Source organism: Pseudomonas sp. TE3899, from assembly GCF_056279105.1.
This window is the reverse complement of record NZ_JBWBQR010000001.1, coordinates 5,874,260-5,895,458: the sequence shown is the minus strand read 5'-3', so window position 1 is coordinate 5,895,458 and position 21,199 is coordinate 5,874,260. Positions and strand designations below refer to the sequence as shown.

The 21,199-nt window shown below is 60.8% G+C and carries 19 protein-coding genes; 12 read left to right on the top strand and 7 right to left on the bottom strand.

The features are described 5' to 3' along the window. The first annotated feature begins 9 nt into the window (after nucleotides 1-9). Both hemL and ACZ89E_RS26795 read left to right on the top strand, forming a co-directional pair. Nucleotides 10-1,293 carry a glutamate-1-semialdehyde 2,1-aminomutase gene (hemL, locus tag ACZ89E_RS26800; protein WP_149660871.1) on the top strand — a complete coding sequence of 428 codons (1,284 nt, stop codon included), beginning with the start codon at nucleotides 10-12 and terminating at the stop codon, nucleotides 1,291-1,293. A gap of 224 nt (nucleotides 1,294-1,517) precedes the next feature. Next, nucleotides 1,518-2,072: a tetratricopeptide repeat protein gene (locus ACZ89E_RS26795; protein ID WP_133837601.1), complete on the top strand. Its 555-nt coding sequence runs from the start codon at nucleotides 1,518-1,520 to the stop codon at nucleotides 2,070-2,072. Between the two features lie 8 nt (nucleotides 2,073-2,080). Here ACZ89E_RS26795 and ACZ89E_RS26790 read toward each other — a convergent pair whose 3' ends face one another. The 4 genes from ACZ89E_RS26790 to ACZ89E_RS26775 form a co-directional block, all read right to left on the bottom strand. Continuing rightward, nucleotides 2,081-3,193 (bottom strand): succinylglutamate desuccinylase/aspartoacylase family protein, encoded by a 1,113-nt coding sequence (locus ACZ89E_RS26790; RefSeq protein ID WP_476256739.1) that lies wholly within the window; start codon nucleotides 3,191-3,193, stop codon nucleotides 2,081-2,083. A gap of 67 nt (nucleotides 3,194-3,260) precedes the next feature. Then, nucleotides 3,261-4,031, bottom strand: coding sequence for a transporter substrate-binding domain-containing protein (locus ACZ89E_RS26785; protein ID WP_149660873.1), 771 nt, complete (start codon nucleotides 4,029-4,031; stop codon nucleotides 3,261-3,263). A 36-nt stretch (nucleotides 4,032-4,067) separates the two neighbouring features. Next, entirely contained in the window at nucleotides 4,068-6,125 is a 2,058-nt protein-coding gene (locus ACZ89E_RS26780) for an oxidoreductase (RefSeq protein ID WP_476256738.1), read from the bottom strand. A 292-nt stretch (nucleotides 6,126-6,417) separates the two neighbouring features. Beyond that, a complete protein-coding gene (locus ACZ89E_RS26775; protein ID WP_007894425.1) occupies nucleotides 6,418-6,747 on the bottom strand; it encodes a DUF1820 family protein in 330 nt (109 codons plus the stop codon). Between the two features lie 134 nt (nucleotides 6,748-6,881). Here ACZ89E_RS26775 and miaB point away from each other — a divergent pair, with 134 nt between their 5' ends. From miaB to lnt, 5 genes are all read left to right on the top strand, one after another. Continuing rightward, complete coding sequence (miaB, locus tag ACZ89E_RS26770) at nucleotides 6,882-8,210, top strand: tRNA (N6-isopentenyl adenosine(37)-C2)-methylthiotransferase MiaB (protein ID WP_476256737.1); 1,329 nt, start codon at nucleotides 6,882-6,884, stop codon at nucleotides 8,208-8,210. A 257-nt stretch (nucleotides 8,211-8,467) separates the two neighbouring features. After that, nucleotides 8,468-9,472 (top strand): PhoH family protein, encoded by a 1,005-nt coding sequence (locus ACZ89E_RS26765; protein ID WP_133837596.1) that lies wholly within the window; start codon nucleotides 8,468-8,470, stop codon nucleotides 9,470-9,472. Continuing rightward, entirely contained in the window at nucleotides 9,465-9,959 is a 495-nt protein-coding gene (gene ybeY / locus ACZ89E_RS26760; RefSeq protein ID WP_149660876.1) for an rRNA maturation RNase YbeY, read from the top strand. The genes ACZ89E_RS26765 and ybeY overlap by 8 nt, the downstream gene beginning before the upstream one ends. Nucleotides 9,960-9,964: 5 nt before the next feature. Further along, the gene (locus ACZ89E_RS26755; protein ID WP_133837594.1) at nucleotides 9,965-10,804 is read left to right on the top strand and encodes an HlyC/CorC family transporter; all 840 of its coding nucleotides are present in this window, start codon (nucleotides 9,965-9,967) and stop codon (nucleotides 10,802-10,804) included. Nucleotides 10,805-10,812: 8 nt separating this feature from the next. After that, nucleotides 10,813-12,336, top strand: a complete 1,524-nt coding sequence (lnt, locus tag ACZ89E_RS26750) for an apolipoprotein N-acyltransferase (protein WP_476256736.1) — start codon at nucleotides 10,813-10,815, stop codon at nucleotides 12,334-12,336. Between the two features lie 142 nt (nucleotides 12,337-12,478). Here the strand turns inward: lnt and ACZ89E_RS26745 are convergent, their stop codons facing one another. Then, the gene (locus tag ACZ89E_RS26745) at nucleotides 12,479-13,240 is read right to left on the bottom strand and encodes a YdcF family protein (RefSeq protein ID WP_476256735.1); all 762 of its coding nucleotides are present in this window, start codon (nucleotides 13,238-13,240) and stop codon (nucleotides 12,479-12,481) included. Between the two features lie 105 nt (nucleotides 13,241-13,345). Next, nucleotides 13,346-13,666 carry a hypothetical protein gene (locus ACZ89E_RS26740; protein ID WP_476256734.1) on the bottom strand — a complete coding sequence of 107 codons (321 nt, stop codon included), beginning with the start codon at nucleotides 13,664-13,666 and terminating at the stop codon, nucleotides 13,346-13,348. Between the two features lie 281 nt (nucleotides 13,667-13,947). Between ACZ89E_RS26740 and leuS the strand changes: the two genes are divergently transcribed. The 5 genes from leuS (at nucleotide 13,948) to ACZ89E_RS26715 (ending at nucleotide 20,085) form a co-directional block, all read left to right on the top strand. Beyond that, nucleotides 13,948-16,554, top strand: coding sequence for a leucine--tRNA ligase (leuS, locus tag ACZ89E_RS26735; RefSeq protein WP_463258561.1), 2,607 nt, complete (start codon nucleotides 13,948-13,950; stop codon nucleotides 16,552-16,554). Nucleotides 16,555-16,641: 87 nt separating this feature from the next. After that, nucleotides 16,642-17,247, top strand: a complete 606-nt coding sequence (locus tag ACZ89E_RS26730; RefSeq protein ID WP_149660882.1) for an LPS-assembly lipoprotein LptE — start codon at nucleotides 16,642-16,644, stop codon at nucleotides 17,245-17,247. A gap of 39 nt (nucleotides 17,248-17,286) precedes the next feature. After that, on the top strand, nucleotides 17,287-18,324 hold the full coding sequence (holA, locus tag ACZ89E_RS26725; protein ID WP_476256733.1) for a DNA polymerase III subunit delta: 1,038 nt from the start codon (nucleotides 17,287-17,289) through the stop codon (nucleotides 18,322-18,324). Between the two features lie 212 nt (nucleotides 18,325-18,536). After that, nucleotides 18,537-18,701, top strand: coding sequence for an alternative ribosome rescue factor ArfA (arfA, locus tag ACZ89E_RS26720; RefSeq protein ID WP_094470475.1), 165 nt, complete (start codon nucleotides 18,537-18,539; stop codon nucleotides 18,699-18,701). 61 nt (nucleotides 18,702-18,762) lie between these two features. After that, nucleotides 18,763-20,085, top strand: a complete 1,323-nt coding sequence (locus tag ACZ89E_RS26715) for a lytic murein transglycosylase (RefSeq protein ID WP_149660883.1) — start codon at nucleotides 18,763-18,765, stop codon at nucleotides 20,083-20,085. Between the two features lie 91 nt (nucleotides 20,086-20,176). On the opposite strand, the gene ACZ89E_RS26710 is transcribed toward ACZ89E_RS26715, so the two are convergent. Further along, nucleotides 20,177-21,127, bottom strand: coding sequence for a S66 peptidase family protein (locus tag ACZ89E_RS26710; RefSeq protein ID WP_149660884.1), 951 nt, complete (start codon nucleotides 21,125-21,127; stop codon nucleotides 20,177-20,179). Nucleotides 21,128-21,199: the final 72 nt, after the last annotated feature.

Genomic DNA, 21,199 nt, shown 5'->3' with positions numbered 1-21,199 from the left:
AGCCCGATCATGTCTCGTTCCGAAACCCTGTTTGCCGATGCCCAGAAACACATTCCCGGTGGCGTGAATTCCCCGGTTCGCGCGTTCAAGAGCGTTGGCGGCACGCCGCTGTTCTTCAAACACGCTGAAGGTGCCTACGTCACTGACGAAGACGACAAGCGTTATGTGGATTACGTTGGCTCCTGGGGCCCGATGATCCTCGGCCACAGCCACCCGGACGTGCTCGACGCCGTGCGTAAACAGCTGGAACACGGCTTGTCCTACGGCGCGCCGACCGCGATGGAAACCGAGATGGCCGACCTGGTCTGCTCGATCGTGCCGTCGATGGAAATGGTGCGCATGGTCAGCTCCGGCACCGAAGCGACCATGAGTGCGATCCGCCTGGCCCGTGGTTTTACCGGCCGCGACGCGATCATCAAGTTCGAAGGCTGCTACCACGGCCACTCCGACAGCCTGCTGGTCAAGGCCGGTTCCGGTCTGCTGACCCAAGGCGTACCGAGTTCGGCGGGTGTCCCTGCTGACTTCGCGAAACACACCCTGACCCTGCCGTTCAACGACATTGACGCCGTGGAAGTCATGCTCGCCGAAGTCGGCCAGACCGTGGCATGCATCATCGTCGAGCCGGTGGCCGGCAACATGAACTGCGTACCGCCGGCACCGGGTTTCCTCGAAGGCTTGCGGACCCTGTGCGACAAGCACGGCGTGGTGCTGATCTTCGACGAAGTGATGACCGGTTTCCGCGTGGCACTCGGCGGTGCCCAGGCGCACTTCGGCGTGACCCCGGACCTGAGCACCTTCGGCAAGATCATCGGCGGCGGCATGCCGGTCGGCTGTTTCGGCGGCAAGCGCGAAATCATGTCGCACATCGCGCCACTGGGCCCGGTGTATCAGGCAGGCACCTTATCGGGTAACCCGCTGGCCATGGCCGCCGGCCTGACCACCCTGCGCCTGATCAGCCGTCCGGGCTTCCACGCCGAACTGAGCGACTACACCAGCCGCCTGCTCGATGGCCTGCAACAGCGCGCCGATGCGGCGGGCATCCCATTCGTGACCACCCAGGCGGGCGGTATGTTCGGCCTGTACTTCAGCGGTGCCGACGACATCGTGACCTTCGATGATGTGATGTCCAGCGACGCCAACCTGTTCAAGCGCTTCTTCCACTTGATGCTGGAAGGTGGCGTATACCTGGCGCCGAGTGCCTTCGAAGCCGGCTTCACCTCGATTGCCCACGGCGAAACCGAGTTGAAACTGACTTTGGATGCTGCCGAACGCGCCTTCGCCGCACTGAAATAACGCTGTGCCGCTGACGTTGGCGATTGCCAGCGTCAGCTTTTACCTACATTCCTGCGTCTTTTCCTACCCTTGTGCCAATAATCTCCCGCAAAGTAGGCGATATATTCCCCGCGCAGCAGAAAAACGAGTAAAGACTTTGTAAGGTTGGCCCTGCTTATTTCATAATGCGCGCTTATTGGATCCCTCGATGGGTCCGCGCGCCCTTCAGAGGTAAGTCGATTCCCATGAACCGCACCGGCCGCACCCTTGCATTGGGCTGCCTGTTGCTCCTTCAGCCCCTGCTCGCGCTCGCACAAGCAGGCGGCAACTCGTTGTTGATCCCAGCGATGGGTCGCTGCACCCTCAATACTCAGCCGCAAGACCTGACGCAAGCGCTGGCCGCCTGCCAGAAAGCGTCGGATGAAGGGGATGCGCAAGCGCAATACGAGTTGGGCGAGTTCTACTACGACGGCAAAAATACGCCGCGTGACCTCGATAAAGCGCTTAAATTCTTCGAAAAGGCCTCGCTGCAAGGCCACGCCCAGGCGCAATTCAAACTCGGCACCATGTTCTTCCACGGCGAAGGCGTGCCGGCCAATAACGTTCAGGCCTATATCGTGCTGAAAATGGCCGCGGTCAACGGCGCAGAAGATGCGTTGGACACCGCCGATGAAGTCGCCGAGAAAATGCCCCGCGAAGATCTGGAAGTGGCCACGCAGGTGCTGGGGCAAATCTTCCGTAAATACCTGATGGAATTGCAGAGCGCCGATGGGCGGACGCCTTTCTCGCCGCTGCCCTGATCCCCCCCTCAAGGCGATAACAGATAGCCTTGCCGATACGCCTCGACGCCAGCAACATGGGCGATCGTCATGCCCGCCGTGGCCATTCGCCGTAACGAACGCACATACAGCAGCCCTTCCCGGACACAAGCCACCGTCGTGACACGGTCGCTGACCGGATCGATGATCTCAGCCACCACCTGCCCGGCCGCCAGATAATCACCAACCTGCGCACAAAACACGATCAGCCCGCCAAATGGACTTATCAGCGGTTCGACACCCGCCAGCGGCGTCGGTCGGTTGAGCAACGGCGGTAAAGGTGGTGCGTCAGCGTCGATCGCGCCAACGTGGGTCAAGTAATTGATCAAACCCTGGCAGTCCTGCCCCGCCAGCTCATGGCTTACGTCAGCCACTCCCCGCAACTCTACCGTCACCGCAAACCCCGGCCTCGCAAAGCGCCCAGGGAAACGTGCCTGCATCTGCGACCAGAACAGCGTGAAACTCTCATCGAACGAGCGCCCGCCTGCGTCTTTTGCCATAAAGCAGGCCTTGGCACCCAGATACCTGGCCAAGGGTTCGACCTGGGTCCAGAAATCCGGTGACAGGTACAGATGCTGTACGGCCTCAAAGTCGCAATGCAGGTCCAGCACGATATCGGCATCGCAGGCCAGGGTTTGCAGAACCAGACGCAAGGATTGCAGCTGGGTCGTGGGGATCTGGCTGGCCAATACCTGCAACAGGGTCGAACGGATCAGCCCCAGATTGTCGTCGAGGCTGTCGGTCAACCCGGTCATCACTGCATCGCCCACTTGCTGGCTGACATCCAGAAAGAACCGATTGAAGTTTTCTCGGCTGTCGTTATCGAAACGTCCTTGGGGGACGTCCATCAGCACTTGCTCCAGCCCTGCCGGATTGGCGACCGGCACCAGCACGATTGGTTTGCGCAGTAGATTGGCGGCTTCCAATTCTTCCAACCGTCGCTTGAGATGCCACAGCACCAGCATCCCCGGCAGTTCGTCGGCGTGCAGGGACGATTGGATATAGATCTTGCCGTCCGCGTGCGCCGGGCCGTAATGGAAGCTGTGAATCTGCCGCGCCGTGCCCGGCACCGCCGCCAGCAAATGATGTTGTTTGGTCTGCATCGGATCTCCCGTCGGCCGGAACCGGGAACGCACTGCCAACACCGCCCCGGCCAGGTCAAAAAGTCGGTTAGTTGCCGCTGAACATGTCCACACCGTCGAAGTACGTGTCTTGCAACCGCACATAGGTGCCGTCGGCATGCAGGGCGGCCAACCCCCGATCCAGCATGGTTTTCAAGGTGGCATTGCCTTTGGCGATGCCAATACCGCTTGTCGACGGCATCAGCTCGCTTTCAATCAGCGGCCCCAGGACAAAACCGGCACCCCGGGGCGAACTCAGGAAGCCGCTCTGAGCCTGCTGCGCATCCTGCAAAGAGGCTTGCAAGCGACCTGCGACCAGATCGGCGTAGGCCTGCTCCTGATCCGGGTAAGCCAACACTTTCATGCCCGCCTTGGCCAATACCTGCCTGGCATAGATTTCCTGGGTGGTGCCCTGCAAATAGCCAACGGACTGGCCCTTGGGTTCTTCAAGGTTTTCGCCCTTCCTGAACACCATGGCCGTGGGACTGGAAAAAACCTCCGAGGAGAAATCGATAACCTTCAGCCGCGCCGCAGTAATGCTCATGGACGCCAATATCGCGTCGATCTTTCCGGCCAGAAGACTGGGGATCAGGCCATCAGAGTCGATTTCAACCCACTGGCAACGAACTTCCAGATGCGCGCAGATACCATTGCCGATATCAATCTCGAAACCGACCAACTTGCCAGTCTCATCCTTATAAGCGAAGGGTGCGTAGTTGGGGTCAGCACCGAATCGTATGACTTCATAATCTTTGGCAAAGAGTGAAACGCTGAATAACACAACGACCAATAGCAATAACAACAGGATTATTTTTTTCATTGTTCTATTCCTTGTTATTAGAAGAACAGGACTGCGTTACAACACGTCCAGATACGGAACCTCTCGACGCATCGTTAATGAAGCGGCGGGCGCATCGAACTCTCGCCCCAGCCGATGCCCGCCATACACGGCCGCCGCAATCGTGCCTGGCGCCAGACAGTCACCGACCAACTCTACGGTTTGAATACCGACATCCCGCCACACTTGCGGCGCATCATGGAGCGCCTGGTACAGCGCTTGATCGGGCTCCCGGGAAGTCACCAACAGCAACGAGGCCGCCGGAATCACACGCGGTCGGCCGGTATAGACACAGCCCGCCATCACACCATCGGGCGTGACGCTGCACAGCGTGTGGGACGCGATGATGGTGATATTCAGCTCCAGCAGGCGACGCTGGATGCGGTGCTGCTCGAGGGTGTTGTGGGTCCATGTCGCCACGTCCGCCGCCGGGGTGACGAAGATCACTTCCACCCCCCGATCCACCAGATGCTCGGCCAGTACGCTGCCAAGGTAATAGTGATCGTCGTCGAACAACAGCACGGGGGACGGCGGGATGGCGCCAGCCAGCACATCATCCGGAGTCAGCACGGGGATGCCGGACAAACCCGGCAGGACCTGGCGCAAAGCCCGACCCAGACCGTCCCGGCGCCAGTGAGATCCGGTTGCGATGAAGACGTGCTCGGCGGCAAAGTCCAGCACATCCTGGGCGTTCAGCCGGCTCTCGCGGTAGATGTCCACTGAGGCCAGCCGATTCAGCGCGTCGAGGCGATAGTCGACCACCCGTGACCAGCTCGCCAACCCCGGGAGCCTGGACTCAAGCGTCACGCGACCGCCCAGGTTGCGCGAGCTTTCTACCAGCGCCACGTCCATGCCCCGCAGGCCTAGCACCCGCGCGCATTCAAGCCCGGCAGGCCCCGCCCCGATCACCAGCGCCCGGCCGGGATGGCCCACACGCGCCACCGACTCAGGATGCCAGCCCCGCCGCCACTCTTCGCCCATGGTCGGGTTCTGGGTGCAGCGCAACGGTGTGCTGGTGTGATCACCACTGACGCAGATATTGCAGCCGATGCACTCACGGATTTCGTCCATCCGCCCTTCTTCGATTTTCTTCGGCAGAAAGGGATCAGCAATGGAGGGGCGCGCGGCACCGATCAGGTCCAGCACCCCGCGGCGCACCAGCGACACCATGGTGTCAGGCGAGGTGAATCGACCAACCCCCACCAGCGGCTTGCGGGTCAGCGCCTTGAGCCCCAGCAACAATGTCTCTTGATAGCCCTCGCTGGCAAAGCGCGAGGTCACACTGTCGTTGGCCCAGTCGGCGACATTGACGTCCCACAGGTCGGGCAAATCCGCCAGCATCGAGAAGATTTCAGCGCCTTCGCCCTCCCGGGACAGGCCGTCGGCGGCCTGCTCATCCACCGCCAGGCGCACGGCCACCGCACAACGATCACCCACCGCGTCCCGGGTGTCTTCAATCAATTCGCGCAACAGACGCACACGGTTCTTCAGCACTCCGCCGTATTCATCGGTGCGGCGATTGTTGCGCGGGGTCAGGAAATGAAACGGCAGGCCGAGGTCGTGGCCCGCGTATACGTAGACAATGTCGAAACCCGCCTGACGCGCCCGCAACGCAGCAGCCCGGTGCATCTGGCGCAGTTGCTGGATATCGGCCCGGCTCATGGCCCTGGCCTGTACGGGGTCATAGCTGCGCACCGGCGTGTTTGACGGCGCCCACGGGATTTCGCGACTGTATCGATTGGGGGCGGAGTAGCCGTTGAAAGCCAGTTCAACACCGGCCAATGAACCATGCTGATGGACCGCCTCGCACATGCGGGCCAGTGCCGGGATGTCACGCTCATCCCACAGACGCGCCTCTATATAAGGGGAGAATTCGCTCAGGGGACTGATCTCGCATTCCTCCGTGCAGACCACCCCCCAGCCCCCCTCGGCTTTTATTCCACGCATGCGAGCCATTGCCGAGGGATGCACATGCCCCATGCCATTGCAGTGGGGCACCTGGTAAAAACGGTTACGCGTACGAACGGGGCCAATCTGGACCGGCTCGAAAAGAATGTCATAACGAGAATCGCGCACAGAGCTACCCCCGAACCAATAAGTCCGCCAATAACTGTTTCATAAATAGGCAGTGCTTGATTAGCCGCCGAGTGGCAACTTGCGTTCAACGTTGGGCATCGCCAACAAACTTTTGACGCAACCGGGCAATTGACCGTAAACGGTTTTCAGTTTGCGGTTTTTTATGGTTGGACTCATGGCATTCACTGCATGACCACAACCTGATATTTTTCCGACAAGCAGTCAATACGCCGGATAAATATCAGAAGCGTCCTACACACTGAAATCAGACGACACAAAGTCGAGGCGAAAGCTATTTTTCAGGCATCGGCATCGGAAACGGCATCACATTGCCGACCGCGCCGCGGGCTTCGCTGATTTTCGGCGTACCGAGGCGCTCGACTTCGTCGATGCGCACGATCGAATGCATCGGCACGAAACTGCGCACCACGCCCTCGAACTGAGCCTTGAGTTTCTCTTCGCTCGGATCGACGACCACTTGCGTGCGCTCGCCAAAGACGAACTCTTCCACTTCCAGGAAGCCCCACAGATCACTTTGATAGATCTGCTTGGCATACATTTCGTACACCTGGCCCTGGTTGAGGAAAATCACCTTGTAGATTGGGGCTTCACGTTTGGTCATGGTGGGCGGGCAACACATTGGGGATAAAAATGAGGGCGCGAACTATAGCATAGCCACCGGACGCACAACGGTAGGAACCTTGGGACATGTTCCCTATAATGCGCGGTTCTTTGAATCACGTGATGACTCTGTCCATGGCCAAGAAGCTTTACATCGAAACCCACGGTTGCCAGATGAACGAGTACGACAGCTCGCGCATGGTCGATCTGCTGGGTGAACATCAGGCCCTGGAAGTCACCGCTCGCGCCGAAGATGCCGACGTGATCCTGCTCAACACCTGCTCGATCCGTGAACGCGCCCAGGACCGGGTGTATTCCCAGCTCGGTCGCTGGCGCGAATTGAAACTGGCCAACCCGGACATGGTGATCGCCGTCGGCGGATGCGTGGCCAGCCAGGAAGGCGCCGCCATCCGCGACCGCGCACCGTATGTGGACGTGGTCTTCGGCCCGCAAACCCTGCACCGCCTGCCGGAAATGATCGATGCTGCCCGCGCCACTAAGCTGCCGCAAGTCGACGTCTCGTTCCCGGAAATCGAAAAATTCGACCATTTGCCCGAGCCGCGCATCGATGGCCCGAGCGCTTACGTGTCGGTAATGGAAGGTTGCAGCAAGTACTGCACGTTCTGCGTGGTGCCCTACACCCGGGGTGAAGAAGTCAGCCGGCCGTTCGACGACGTGATCGCCGAGATCATTCACCTGGCCGAAAACGGCGTGCGCGAAGTGACCCTGCTGGGGCAGAACGTCAACGGTTATCGCGGCACCACCCACGATGGGCGCCTGGCGGATCTGGCCGAGCTGATCCGCGTGGTGGCCGCCGTCGATGGCATCGACCGGATTCGCTACACCACGTCGCACCCGCTGGAGTTCTCCGACAGCCTGATCCAGGCCCACGCCGATGTGCCGGAACTGGTGAAACACCTGCACTTGCCAGTGCAATCGGGTTCGGACCGCATCCTGTCGGCGATGAAGCGCAACCACACCGCGCTGGAATACAAATCCAAACTGCGCAAGCTGCGGGCCGCCGTGCCGGGGATCTGCATCAGTTCCGACTTTATCGTCGGCTTCCCGGGCGAGACCGAGAAAGACTTCGAACAGACCATGAAGCTGATCGAAGACGTCGGTTTCGACTTCTCCTACTCCTTCGTTTATAGCCAGCGCCCGGGCACTCCGGCCGCCGACCTGGCCGACGAAACGCCGGAAGCACTGAAAAAAGAACGCCTGAACGCGCTGCAACATCGCTTGAACCAGCAAGGTTTCGAGATCAGCCGACAAATGGTCGGCTCGGTCCAGCGGATTCTGGTGACCGATTATTCGAAAAAAGACCCCGGTGAGCTGCAAGGCCGGACCGAGAATAACCGTATCGTCAACTTCCGCTGCGACAATCCAACCCTGATCGGCCAATTCGCCGATGTGCATATTGATGCGGCACAGCCGCACTCATTGCGGGGCTCGCTGATCCAATAATCACCTGAATGCCCGTGACTGCGGGCTTTTTGTGGCGAGGGAGCTTGCTCCCGCTGGAGTGCGAAGCGCTCCCAATATCTGCAGGTTGTACTGAGGTGACTGGCTTGCGACTGCTTCGCAGCCGAGCGGGAGCAAGCTCCCTCGCCACAGGTATGAAGTGTCCGTTAGACATTGGTCTGTTTAAGAGCTTTCGTACCCAGCCCACTGGCGTTATCCTTGATTTCATCTTAATTGCCCCAGGGCGGCTAAATACGACCTTGAACGCACCCATCGAACCACATCGTTTTATCCTCGAGCCCTTTGAGGCTCGCCGCTTCGCCAATCTGTGCGGGCAATTCGACGAGCATCTGCGCTTGATCGAACAACGCCTGACCATCGAGATCCGCAATCGCGGAAACCAGTTCGAGCTGATCGGCGAACCCAAGCACACCACTTCTGCGGAAAACCTGATCCGCCGCCTGTACCGGGAAACCAAGGGTACGGAGCTGTCGCCGGATACGGTTCACCTGTTCCTGCAGGAATCGGCCGTCGAAGAATTGGACAACGTCTCCCCCGGCGAACCCTCCGTTGCCTTGCGCACCAAGAAAGGCATGATTCGCCCTCGCGGCTTGAATCAGCTGCGCTACGTGAAGGAAATCCTCGGTAACGACATCAATTTCGGCATCGGCCCGGCCGGTACCGGCAAGACCTATCTGGCCGTTGCCTGCGCGGTAGACGCGCTGGAACGCGAGCAGATTCGCCGCATCCTGCTGGTGCGCCCGGCGGTTGAGGCTGGCGAAAAGCTTGGCTTCCTGCCCGGCGACCTGTCGCAGAAAATCGATCCGTACCTGCGCCCGCTGTACGACGCGCTCTACGAAATGCTCGGCTTCGAACACGTGGCAAAGCTGATCGAGCGCCAGGTGATCGAAGTCGCACCGCTGGCTTACATGCGCGGTCGCACGCTGAACAACAGTTTCATCATCCTCGACGAAAGCCAGAACACCACCGTCGAGCAGATGAAGATGTTCCTGACCCGCATCGGCTTCGGCTCCACGGCGGTCATCACCGGTGACATCACCCAGGTCGACCTGCCCAAAGGCACCAAATCCGGGCTGCACCATGTGATCGAAGTCCTGAAAGACGTGCCGGGTATCAGCTTCACCCATTTCATGCCCAAGGACGTGGTGCGCCATCCATTGGTACAACGCATCGTCGAAGCCTACGAGCGCTTCGAGAATCGCGTGGCCGATGAAGCGCCAAAGGATAAACGCCACGATGCTTGAGCTTGATCTGCAACAGGCCACCGAAGCGCCTGTCCCCAGCGAAGCCGAGTTCCGCCAATGGTGCGAACTGGCCCTGCGCCAGCGCACTGCCGATTCTGAAATGACCATCCGTTTGGTCGACGAAGAAGAAGCCCGCGAACTGAACTTCACCTGGCGGCAGAAAGACTACGCAACCAACGTTTTGTCGTTCCCGGCCGACGTGCCCGACGAGTTTCTCGACATTCCCCTGCTGGGCGATCTGGTGATCTGCGTGGCGGTGGTCGAGCGCGAAGCCGCGGAACAAGGCAAGGAACCAAAGGCCCATTGGGCGCATCTGGTCATTCACGGCTGCTTGCATCTGCTTGGTTACGACCATATAGATGACGAGGAAGCCGAGGAAATGGAAGCACTGGAACGAACGTTGCTTGCCGAGTTGGGTTATCCCGACCCTTACGCGGACGACGAAACCGAAACATCCCCTATTGTTACAACAAAGGATTCAGAGTAATCGCTATGAGCGAAGATCGATCGAGCAACGGGCAGAAGTCATGGCTGGGTAAGCTCACCCAGGCTTTTGCCCACGAGCCGAAGAACCGCCAGGAGCTGCTGGAGCTGCTGCGCGACGCACACCAAAACAAACTGCTGGACAGCGAAGCGCTGGCCATCGTCGAAGGCGCCATCCAGGTGGCTGACCTGCAAGTTCGGGACATCATGGTCCCGCGCTCGCAGATGATCAGCATCAAGGCGACCCAGACACCTCGCGAGTTCCTGCCCGCCGTGGTCGACTCGGCCCACTCCCGCTACCCGGTGATCGGCGAAAGCCACGATGACGTGATGGGCGTGTTGCTGGCCAAGGACTTGCTGCCGTTGATCCTCAAGGAGAACGGCGACAGCTTCAACATCAAGGACCTGCTGCGCCCGGCCACGTTCGTGCCGGAGTCCAAGCGCCTGAATGTGCTGCTGCGCGAGTTCCGCGCCAACCACAATCACATGGCCATCGTCATCGACGAATACGGCGGCGTGGCGGGTCTGGTGACCATCGAAGACGTGCTGGAACAAATCGTCGGCGACATCGAAGACGAGCACGACGTCGAAGAGGACAGCTACATCAAGCCACTGCCCAGCGGTGACTTCCTGATCAAGGCCCTGACGCCGATCGAGAACTTCAACGAGTTCTTCGACAGCCAGTACTCCGACGATGAGTTCGACACGGTGGGCGGCCTGGTGATGAGCGCGTTCGGGCACTTGCCAAAACGCAACGAAATCACTGAAATCGGGCCGTATCGCTTCCGTATCCTGAATGCTGACAGCCGTCGGATTCACTTGCTGCGCCTGACTCCAATTGCACGCTAAGGATTGAAATGCACCGTCTGACCCGTCCCGGCTGGCCCGGTAATCTGCTGGCCGTGTTGGCCGGTGCAATCACCACCCTGGCGTTGGCGCCGTTCGATATCTGGCCGTTGGCGTTGCTGGCGGTCGGTTTCTTCTATGCCGGTTTGCGAGAACTGAACCCCCGTCAGGCCCTGGGCCGTGGCTGGTGTTTCGGTTTCGGCCTGTTTGGCGCCGGCACCAGCTGGATCTACTACAGCATCCACCATTTCGGTGGGGCGTCGGTGTTGCTGGCCGGTTTCCTGATGCTGATCTTCACCGCGGCGATTGCCTGGTTCTTCGCCCTGCCGGCCTGGATCTGGGCACGCTGGTTGCGCCGTAACGAAGCGCCGCTGGCCGATGCGTTGGCGTTTGCGGCGTTGTGGGTCGGCCAGGAAGCCTTTCGTGGCTGGTTCCTCACCGGTTTCCCGTGGCTCTATTCCGGTTACAGCCAGCTCGACGGCCCGTTGGCCGGGCTCGCGCCGGTCGGCGGGATGTGGTTGATTTCCTTTACCCTGGCGCTGACAGCCGCGTTGATCTGGAACGCTCCACGACTGATTCGCACGGGTCGCACAGGCTTCATCGCGGCGGGCGTGGTGTTGCTGGCCGGGCCATGGGTCGCCGGCCTGTTGCTCAAGGAACATGCCTGGACCACCCCGGCCGGTCCGCCCCTGAGCGTCGCCGCCATTCAGGGCAACATCGAACAAAGCATGAAGTGGGACCCGGCGCAGCTCAACTCGCAGCTGGCGCTGTACCGCGACATGAGCTTCAGCTCCAAGCGCGTCGACCTGCTGATCTGGCCGGAAACCGCCGTCCCGGTGCTCAAGGAGTCCGCCGAGGGCTACCTGAACATGATGGGAAACTTCGCCGCCGAGCGTAAGACTGCGCTGATTACCGGCGTACCGATTCGCCAGGAAGTGCGGCATGAACGACGCTTCTTCAACGGCATCACCGTGGTCGGCGAAGGCGACGGCACGTACCTCAAGCAGAAACTGGTGCCGTTTGGCGAGTACGTGCCGTTGCAGGATATTTTGCGTGGACTGATCGCCTTCTTCGACCTGCCGATGTCGGACTTTGCCCGCGGGCCTGCCGATCAGGCGATGTTGCAAGCCAAGGGTTATCAGATCGCGCCGTTCATTTGCTATGAAGTGGTCTACCCGGAGTTTGCCGCCGGCCTCGCCGCCCGTAGCGATCTATTGCTGACGATTAGTAACGACACCTGGTTCGGCACCTCTATCGGCCCGCTGCAACATTTGCAGATGGCGCAGATGCGCGCATTGGAGGCCGGCCGCTGGATGATCCGCGCCACCAACAATGGCGTGACCGGCCTGATCAACCCCTTCGGGCAGATCACGACCCAGCTTCCGCAGTTCGAACGCGGGATTCTGTATGGCGAGGTGGTGCCGATGCACAACCTGACGCCGTACCTGGAATGGCGTTCGTGGCCGTTGATCATTGTGTGTGTGTTGTTGTTTGGCTGGGCGTTAGTGGCGAGCCGGATGGCCAAGACCGTCTGAAATCTGGCGAGCTTTTGTGGCGAGGGGGCTTGCCCCCGTTGGGGTGCGAAGCGCCCCCATCTACCTGATGTTTGGAACACCGCGTCAGTAGGTTTGCGACTGCTTCGCAGCCGAACGGGGGCAAGCCCCCTCGCCACAGTGTTCAGCGGTAGAACATCGAATACCCGACCTGCCCCACCGCCTCGTTCAACAACTGCCCGCTCTGCCAGATCGATTTGAATTCCGGCATCCAGCCGCCCAGCGGCCGGGCATTGTCCACACCTAAAAACCCCACTGGCGCGGGCACCACTTCAAATCCCGCCTGTTTGAAACTCCAGACCGCCCGCGGCATGTGCCAGGCCTGCGTCACCACCACCACGCGCTTGATCCCTTGCGGCAGCAACACCTCGGCACTGAACTGCGCATTTTCCCAAGTGGTGCGGCTACGCCCTTCCTGCCAGCGCACGGTCACGCCGAAATCGTCGAGCAGCGAATCCGCCATCAACTTGGCTTCGGTGGGCGGCGTGCCGTAATGCAAGCCGCCGCTGGTGAGGACCGGCAGGCCCGAGGCCTTGGCCAACCGTGCGGCATAACGCTGTCGCTCCAGGCCCACGCCGGTTGGTTGGTCGGCGCCCCAGGCGAGGTCGCCCCGCTCACGCCCGGAACCCAGCACCACAATCGCATCGGCGCGCTGACCCAGGGTCGCCCATTCATCCAGGGCCAGCGCCGGCTCCCGTTCCAGGGCCTTGGCGCTCCATTGCACCACCACCGGCAAGCTCATCAGCCAGAACCCGCCAAGCCCCAGGGCAAAGCAAAACCCGGCCAGGCGTGGCCTTGAGCGGCGCAACCACCAGGCAAGCGCGAGCAGCAGCAAAAGAATGCCGGGAGGCAACAGAAGTTGTTTCACGAAATAACGAAAAGGCATCGAGCATCTCCAGAGATGCCCGAAGCCTAAGTGGGTTGACGCCATGCGACAACTAATGCGGAAGGACTATGCTGAAAAAACCATGCGTCATGGCTTCAAGTGCCCTTACTTGAATTGCAGGGACCGGACCTTTACCGCGTCCCTGCCGGGTGTTTTGTCCTTGAGCCAGATGATCTTGGCGGAACGTGGTGCGTCGAGTTGCTTCACTGCTTCAGACAAGCATCCCTGTGTTTCACGTTCACTGCGATCCAGATACGCCTTGACCAGTGCAAACTCTGCGGGGCTCAGGCCACGCAACTCCAGCTCCAGGGGACGTTCATCTCGCAACCGACCGGCGGTTTTTGCCGCGTCCAGAGCCATCCCCAGACGATCGATCAGTCGCTCATACAGCTCCGGTTTTGTAACTTTATGTCGTGACTCAACCATCCCTCACCTCATTGAAGATAAGACTCACTCCCCAATTAGGAGCTTAGCTTCCATCAACAAACCGGCTGAACCCTGCGACCAACGGCCCTCGCGGCAGGTTTGGGGCGACTTTTTGCCTGTAATCAGGGTTTCCCTCGATAGAGTGCGGTCATGTATGCTACGGCGCTTCCTGTAACTCCACTTCCAGCTCGCCTGGACACCGAACCGCCGATTTGGCGCGATCACCGTCCAGGGTTGCATTGAAGAGGATTAGGCCACCCCTATTCAGTTCAAAAGTAGCCATGCACGAACAATATCAGCCCCGTGAAATCGAAGCCGCCGCCCAGTCGTTCTGGGACGAGCAAAAGTCCTTTGAAGTCAGTGAACAGCCAGGCAAGGAGACGTTCTACTGCCTGTCGATGTTCCCTTACCCCAGCGGCAAGCTACACATGGGGCACGTGCGCAACTACACCATCGGCGACGTGATCTCCCGCTACCAGCGCATGCAAGGCAAGAACGTTCTGCAACCCATGGGTTGGGACGCCTTCGGCATGCCGGCGGAAAACGCCGCGATGAAGAACAACGTAGCGCCCGCCAAGTGGACCTACGAAAACATCGCCTACATGAAAACCCAGCTGCGCAGCCTGGGCCTGGCGGTGGACTGGTCCCGCGAAGTGACCACCTGCAAGCCGGACTACTACCGCTGGGAACAATGGCTGTTCACGCGCCTGTTCGAAAAAGGCGTGATCTACAAGAAGAGCGGTACCGTGAACTGGGACCCGGTCGACCAGACCGTCCTGGCCAACGAACAGGTGATCGACGGGCGCGGCTGGCGTTCCGGCGCGCTGATCGAAAAGCGCGAAATCCCGATGTACTACTTCAAGATCACCGCCTACGCGGATGAGCTGCTGTCGAGCCTCGACGATCTGCCGGGCTGGCCTGAACAGGTCAAGACCATGCAGCGCAACTGGATCGGCAAGTCCCGGGGCATGGAAGTGCAGTTCCCGTACAACGTCGACTCCATCGGCGAAAGCGGCGTGCTGAAAGTCTTCACCACCCGCCCGGACACCCTGATGGGCGCGACCTACGTAGCGGTCGCCGCCGAACACCCGCTGGCCACCCTGGCCGCAAAGAACAGTCCCGAGCTGCAAGCGTTCATCGCTGAATGCAAGGGCGGCAGCGTCGCTGAAGCCGACGTCGCCACCCAAGAGAAAAAAGGCCTGCCGACCTCGCTGTTCGTCGAGCACCCGCTGACCGGTGAGAAACTCCCGGTGTGGGTCGCCAACTATGTGCTGATGCATTACGGCGACGGCGCCGTGATGGCAGTCCCGGCCCACGACGAACGTGATTTCGAGTTCGCCACCAAGTACAACCTGCCGATCAAATCCGTGGTGCGCACCAGTTCGGGCGACACCAACCCGGCGCCATGGCAAGACGCCTACGGCGAGCACGGCACGCTGATCAATTCCGGCGAGTTCGACGGCCTCGACTTCGAAGGCGCCTTCGACGCCATGGAAGTCGCGCTGATCAAGAAAAACCTCGGTGCCTCGCGCACCCAGTTCCGCCTGCGCGACTGGGGCATCAGCCGCCAGCGCTACTGGGGCTGCCCGATCCCGATCATCCACTGCGAAACCTGCGGTGATGTGCCGGTCCCGGAAGATCAACTGCCGGTCGTCCTCCCGGAAGACGTGGTGCCGGACGGCGCCGGTTCGCCACTGGCACGCATGCCCGAGTTCTACGAGTGCAGCTGCCCGAAATGTGGTGCACCGGCCAAGCGTGAAACCGACACCATGGACACCTTCGTCGAGTCCTCGTGGTACTACGCCCGCTACGCCTCGCCGCACTATCAAGGCGGCCTGGTGGAAAAATCCGCGGCCGACCACTGGTTGCCGGTGGATCAGTACATCGGCGGTATCGAACACGCGATTCTTCACCTGCTGTACGCGCGCTTCTTCCACAAGCTGATGCGTGACGAAGGCCTGGTGAGCTCCAACGAGCCGTTCAAGAACCTGCTGACCCAGGGCATGGTGATCGCCGAGACTTACTATCGTCGCGAAGCCAATGGTGCTTTCACTTGGTTCAACCCGGCGGACGTGGAACTCGAGCGCGACAGCAAGGCCAAGGTGATCAGCGCCAAGCTGATCGCTGACGGCCTGCCGGTGGAAATCGGCGGCACCGAGAAGATGGCCAAGTCCAAGAACAACGGCGTCGACCCACAGTCGATGATCGACCAGTTCGGCGCAGACACTTGCCGCCTGTTCATGATGTTCGCCTCGCCGCCCGACATGAGCGCGGAATGGTCGGACTCCGGCGTTGAAGGTTCGCACCGCTTCCTCAAGCGCGTCTGGCGCCTGGCCCAAGCCCACGTGACTCAGGGCTTGCCGGGCAAACTGAACGTCGCCGGCCTGAACGACGAGCAGAAAGCCATTCGCCGTTCGATCCACCAGGCGATCAAGCAAGCCAGCCACGACGTCGGCCAGAACCACAAATTCAACACCGCCATCGCCCAGGTGATGACGCTGATGAACGTGCTGGAAAAAGCCCCGCAAGGCACCGCACAGGATCGCGCGCTGATTCACGAAGGCCTGGAAACCGTGGTCCTGCTGCTGGCACCGATCACTCCGCACATCAGCCACGAGCTGTGGAATCAACTGGGTCACGCCGACCCGGTGATCGACGCAAGCTGGCCGGTACTGGATGAGAGCGCCCTGGTACAGGACAGCCTGCAACTGGTGATTCAGGTCAACGGCAAGCTGCGCGGCCAGATTGAAATGCCGGCCAGCGCGACTCGCGAAGAAGTCGAAGCCGCCGCACGGGCCAACGAAAACGTACTGCGTTTTGTCGATGGCCTGACTATTCGTAAAGTGATCGTAGTGCCCGGGAAACTGGTCAATATCGTCGCCAGCTAATTGGATCAGGCGCCAGGTGAGCCTGGCGCCGAGTTAAACCTTTCGGGCCGCACGGTCGGCCCACATGGTTTCAAGGGGAGCAACAAGATGATCAAACGCAATCTGCTGGTGATGGGCCTCGCAGTCCTGTTGAGCGCCTGCGGTTTCCAGCTGCGCGGCACTGGCACCACCGAACTGGCGATCAAGGAACTCGACCTGAGCGCCCGCAACGCCTATGGCGAAACCGTGACGCAACTGCGTCAGGTGCTGTCGAGCAGCGGCGTCAAGGTTTATACCGGTGCACCGTACAAGCTGATCCTGACGGACGAGCAGGAAAGCCAGCGCATCCTCAGCTACGCCGGTGCCGGTCGTACGGGTGAGTATCAGGTGACCACCGTGCTGAACTACGACATCCGTGGCGAGCATGACCTGGCCCTGATGAGCGACAAGCTTGAAGTGCAGAAAATCTTCATCCACGACGGCAACAACCTGGTGGGTTCCGATCAGGAAGCGGCCACTGCCCGCGTAGAAACCCGTCGTGAACTGGTTCAACGCATGATGCTGCGCCTGCAGCAGATCACGCCGACCCAGCTGGAGCAGCTGCAAAATACTGCCAATGCCCGTGCCAAGGCTGAAGCCGATGCACTGAACGCAGCACAGAAGGCTGAAGCGGAAACCCCGCGCCAGTCGCCAGTCGAAATCCCGCAGCAATAAGACTTACGGGGCGCCCAGGCGCCCCGTTTGCCCTCTCTTATGAAACTCGCCCCAGCTCAACTCGCCAAACACCTGCAAGGTGCCCTCGCGCCGGTCTACATCATCAGTGGTGATGACCCGTTGCTGTGCCAGGAAGCAGCTGACGCCATTCGCGCGGCAGCTCGCCAGCAAGGTTTCGATGAACGCCAGGTCTTTGCCGCCGACGCCAGTTTCGATTGGGGAACGCTGCTGCAGGCCGGTGCGAGCATGTCGTTGTTCGCCGAAAAGCGCCTATTGGAACTGCGCCTGCCCTCCGGCAAGCCGGGTGACAAAGGCGCCGCCGCGTTCATTGAATACTGCTCGCGCCCGGCCGAAGACACGATCTTGCTGATCAGCCTGCCCAAGCTCGATGGCGCCGCGCAAAAGACCAAATGGGGCAAGGCGCTGGTTGAAGGTGCGCAGACCCAGTTCGTGCAGATCTGGCCGGTGGATGCCAATCAGTTGCCGAGCTGGATTCGCCAGCGCTTGTCCCAGGCTGGGCTGTCTGCCAGCCAGGACGCGGTCGAACTGATCGCTGCCCGGGTCGAGGGCAACTTGTTGGCCGCCGCCCAGGAAATCGAAAAACTCAAGCTGATGGCCGAGGGTGGCCAGATCACCGTCGAAACCGTGCAGGCGGCCGTGGCCGACAGTGCGCGCTTTGACGTGTTCGGCCTGACCGATGCGATCCTCAACGGCGAAGCCGCCCACGCCTTGCGCATGCTCGAAGGGCTGCGCGGCGAGGGTGTCGAGCCGCCGGTGATTCTCTGGGCCCTGGCCCGGGAGCTGCGCCTGCTGGCCAGCCTGGCGCTGCAATACAGCCAGGGTGTGCCGCTGGACAAAGCCTTCAGCTCGGCCCGGCCGCCGGTCTGGGACAAGCGCAAACCACTGATGAGCAAAGCCCTGCAACGCTACTCGGCGCAACGCTGGGCGCAGTTGTTGCTGGAAGCGCAGCGCATTGATGCACAAATCAAAGGGCAAGCAGCGGGTTCGCCGTGGATGAGTTTGAGTCGGTTGTCGTTGTTGATGGCTGGGCAGCGCCTGAACTTGCCCGCAGAGTAAGGCTTCTTGTGGCGAGGGGGCTTGCCCCCGTTGGGGCGCGAAGCGGCCCTGAGATTTGCAACCGAGTTTTTCCAGGTACTAGGCGGACGCAGGTTTTGCGACTGCTTCGCAGCCGAACGGGGGCAAGCCCCCTCGCCACAAGGGGCTGGACAGAACCCCAACTTCGGCAGATTATTTCCCCCGCAAAACCCACCTATCTGTGAGATCCGATCATGAGCAAAAAGCCATCTAAAAATGGCCCGAACAAGGCCAAATCCATCATCGCCCAGCCACTGTTCCGCAGCCGTCAGGAACGAGCCGGCAAGGGCAAAGGCAGCTACCGCCGCGAAGCCTTCCAGTCTAATAGCTGGGAGGCTTCTTACTTTCTGGCCGCTTGAAGCACAGCCCCCCTTCTCCATGTTAAGGTCTGCACCTGATTCGTATTCCCTGGACCTGTGCATGCCCCTTTGTCTTTCCCGTCGTTGGCACTTACGCCAATTGATCGCTGCCTCCAGCCTCATCTTGCTTGTCGCCTGCGCAGAAAAACCGACCGCCGCCGACGCCCAACCGCTTCAGACCGTCCCCGTCGCGACCGCCCCCGCGGTGATTCCGCCCGTGGTGCCGAGCGGTGACAACCTCGACATCCAGCCGACCCAGACCTTCGCCGAATGGCAGGCGGGTTTTCGCAAGGACGCCCTGGCCGCCGGTATTCGCGCCGATCTGTTCGACCGTGCCTTCGCCAATGTCAGCTTCGACGACAGCGTGATCCGCGCCGACCGTAGCCAACCGGAGTTCTCCCGCCCGGTGTGGGAATACCTCGACGGCGCGCTGTCGCCACTGCGGGTGCGCAAAGGCCAGGCGCTGGTCAGCCAGTATGCCGACATCCTGCAAAGCATCGAGCAGCGCTACGGCGTCGACCGTCAGGCACTCGTCGCGGTGTGGGGCATGGAAAGTAACTTCGGGCAATTCCAGGGCACCAAGTCGGTGATCAATTCCCTGGCGACCCTGGCCTATGAAGGCCGGCGCCCGGGCTTTGCCCATGCGCAACTGATCGCCGCCCTGCAGATCCTGCAACAGGGCGATATCACGCCGGAGAAAATGCTCGGCTCCTGGGCCGGTGCCATGGGTCAGACCCAGTTCATTCCGACCACCTACAACACCCACGCCGTGGATTTCGATGGTGACGGTCGCCGAGATATCTGGGGCAGCCCGGCCGACGCCCTGGCCTCGACCGCGCATTACCTGCAAAGCTCCGGCTGGCAGAAAGGCCAGCCGTGGGGCTTCGAAGCGCAACTGCCTGGCAACTTCAATTACGTCCTGGCTGACGGCACGATGCGCAAAAGCGTGGCCGAATGGCTGCAACTGGGCGTGACCCTGCCCAATGGCGCGCAGGTTCCGGCGGGCGCCGAACACTTGTCGGCCGCCCTGCTGCTCCCGGCCGGTTATCGCGGCCCGGCGTTCCTGGTCCTCGACAACTTCCGCGCAATCCTCAAGTACAACAACTCGTCATCGTATGCCTTGGCGGTGAGTCTGCTGTCCGAACGCTTCAACGGCGCAGGCCTGATCAACGGCACTTGGCCAAAAGACGATTTGCCGCTGAGCCGCAGCGAGCGTATCGAACTGCAAAACCTGCTGAGTGCGCAGAACTACGAGGCGGGCACTGCCGATGGCATCATCGGTGCCAATACCCGTAAGGCAATCCGCAGCGCCCAGCAGTCGTTTGGCTGGCCAGCGGATGGTTATCCGACGCACAAATTGTTGGAAGGTTTGCGTAGCCGTTAAAAGCATCGCGAGCAAGCTTTGCTCCTACAGTGTTGCGCGCTCTGTAGGAGCGAGGCTTGCCCGCGAAGACTGACTAACTGACGACCACGCTCTAACGCTTGACCACCACATCCTGCTCCAACACCAACACCTTGTTCCCCGCATCCAGCTTGACCAGCGCCCCCATGGGCAGCGTCAGGTTCGGGTCGCAATGCCCGCTGCGCCATCCGGCCAGCACCGGAATCCGCAACGGTTCAAAGGTCTGCTTGAGCAGCCGCGCCAACGCAGCAGCCTCCACCCCCGCCACATCCCCGACCAACACCCCGCGCAGCTTGCCGAGCGTGCCGGCCAGGCGCAGATGGGTCAGCAGCCGGTCGATGCGGTACAGCGGCTCGTTGATGTCCTCGATGAACAGAATGGCGCCTTCGGCCTCGATTTCGTACGGCGTGCCCATGGTTGCGGCAATCATCGACAGATTGCCCCCCAGCAAGCGCCCGTGAGCGATGCCAGGCTCGATGGTGCTCAACGGGTAGGCCACCGGGTGCGTGAGCACGCTGCCGGCCTTCAGTTGCCCGCGCAGCATGTTGAAGAACGAAGCCTCGGTAGGCTTTTGCTTGTCCCCCAGCAAATCCGCGTTGAGCAACGGCCCATGAAAGGTCACGAAGCCTGCATGACGGCTGATGGCCAGATGCAACGCGGTGATGTCGCTGTAGCCGATGAAAGGCTTGGCGTTGGCACGCAGCAAGTCGAAGTCGAGGCGATCGAGCAAACGCGGCGTACCGTAACCGCCGCGCAGGCAAATGATCGCGTCGACTTCAGGGTCGGCGAACGCCCCATGCAAATCGTTGAGTCGCACCTCGTCGCTGCCGGCCAGGTAGCCGTCTTGCTGGTAAACACCGGGAAACACCCGCAGCGCATAACCCCGGGCGCGCATCCATTGCACAGCCTTATCAGTGTCCAGGGTGGCGGGGCCGGCGGGCGCAATCACGCCGATCAGCCCTTCCGACGGCAAGGCCGGCACAGGGGCGTGAGGAAAAAGGGTGTGGATCGGTCGAACGGTCATCCATGAATCTCCCAGCGTGAAATCTTCAGCACACAGTAGTCAGGAACGGGCATAAACAGAAGAGGGTCGATC

Coding starts and splice junctions, on each gene's coding strand:
- ACZ89E_RS26730 (WP_149660882.1), top strand. CDS start 16,642: ATGATCAAACGCAATCTGCTGGTGATGGGCCTCGCAGTCCTGTTGAGC.
- ACZ89E_RS26790 (WP_476256739.1), bottom strand. CDS start 3,193: ATGCAGACCAAACAACATCATTTGCTGGCGGCGGTGCCGGGCACGGCG.
- ACZ89E_RS26715 (WP_149660883.1), top strand. CDS start 18,763: ATGCCCCTTTGTCTTTCCCGTCGTTGGCACTTACGCCAATTGATCGCT.
- ACZ89E_RS26745 (WP_476256735.1), bottom strand. CDS start 13,240: ATGCCTTTTCGTTATTTCGTGAAACAACTTCTGTTGCCTCCCGGCATT.
- hemL (WP_149660871.1), top strand. CDS start 10: ATGTCTCGTTCCGAAACCCTGTTTGCCGATGCCCAGAAACACATTCCC.
- ybeY (WP_149660876.1), top strand. CDS start 9,465: ATGCTTGAGCTTGATCTGCAACAGGCCACCGAAGCGCCTGTCCCCAGC.
- ACZ89E_RS26755 (WP_133837594.1), top strand. CDS start 9,965: ATGAGCGAAGATCGATCGAGCAACGGGCAGAAGTCATGGCTGGGTAAG.
- arfA (WP_094470475.1), top strand. CDS start 18,537: ATGAGCAAAAAGCCATCTAAAAATGGCCCGAACAAGGCCAAATCCATC.
- holA (WP_476256733.1), top strand. CDS start 17,287: ATGAAACTCGCCCCAGCTCAACTCGCCAAACACCTGCAAGGTGCCCTC.
- leuS (WP_463258561.1), top strand. CDS start 13,948: ATGCACGAACAATATCAGCCCCGTGAAATCGAAGCCGCCGCCCAGTCG.
- ACZ89E_RS26795 (WP_133837601.1), top strand. CDS start 1,518: ATGAACCGCACCGGCCGCACCCTTGCATTGGGCTGCCTGTTGCTCCTT.
- ACZ89E_RS26775 (WP_007894425.1), bottom strand. CDS start 6,747: ATGACCAAACGTGAAGCCCCAATCTACAAGGTGATTTTCCTCAACCAG.
- ACZ89E_RS26740 (WP_476256734.1), bottom strand. CDS start 13,666: ATGGTTGAGTCACGACATAAAGTTACAAAACCGGAGCTGTATGAGCGA.
- ACZ89E_RS26710 (WP_149660884.1), bottom strand. CDS start 21,127: ATGACCGTTCGACCGATCCACACCCTTTTTCCTCACGCCCCTGTGCCG.
- ACZ89E_RS26785 (WP_149660873.1), bottom strand. CDS start 4,031: ATGAAAAAAATAATCCTGTTGTTATTGCTATTGGTCGTTGTGTTATTC.
- lnt (WP_476256736.1), top strand. CDS start 10,813: ATGCACCGTCTGACCCGTCCCGGCTGGCCCGGTAATCTGCTGGCCGTG.
- miaB (WP_476256737.1), top strand. CDS start 6,882: ATGGCCAAGAAGCTTTACATCGAAACCCACGGTTGCCAGATGAACGAG.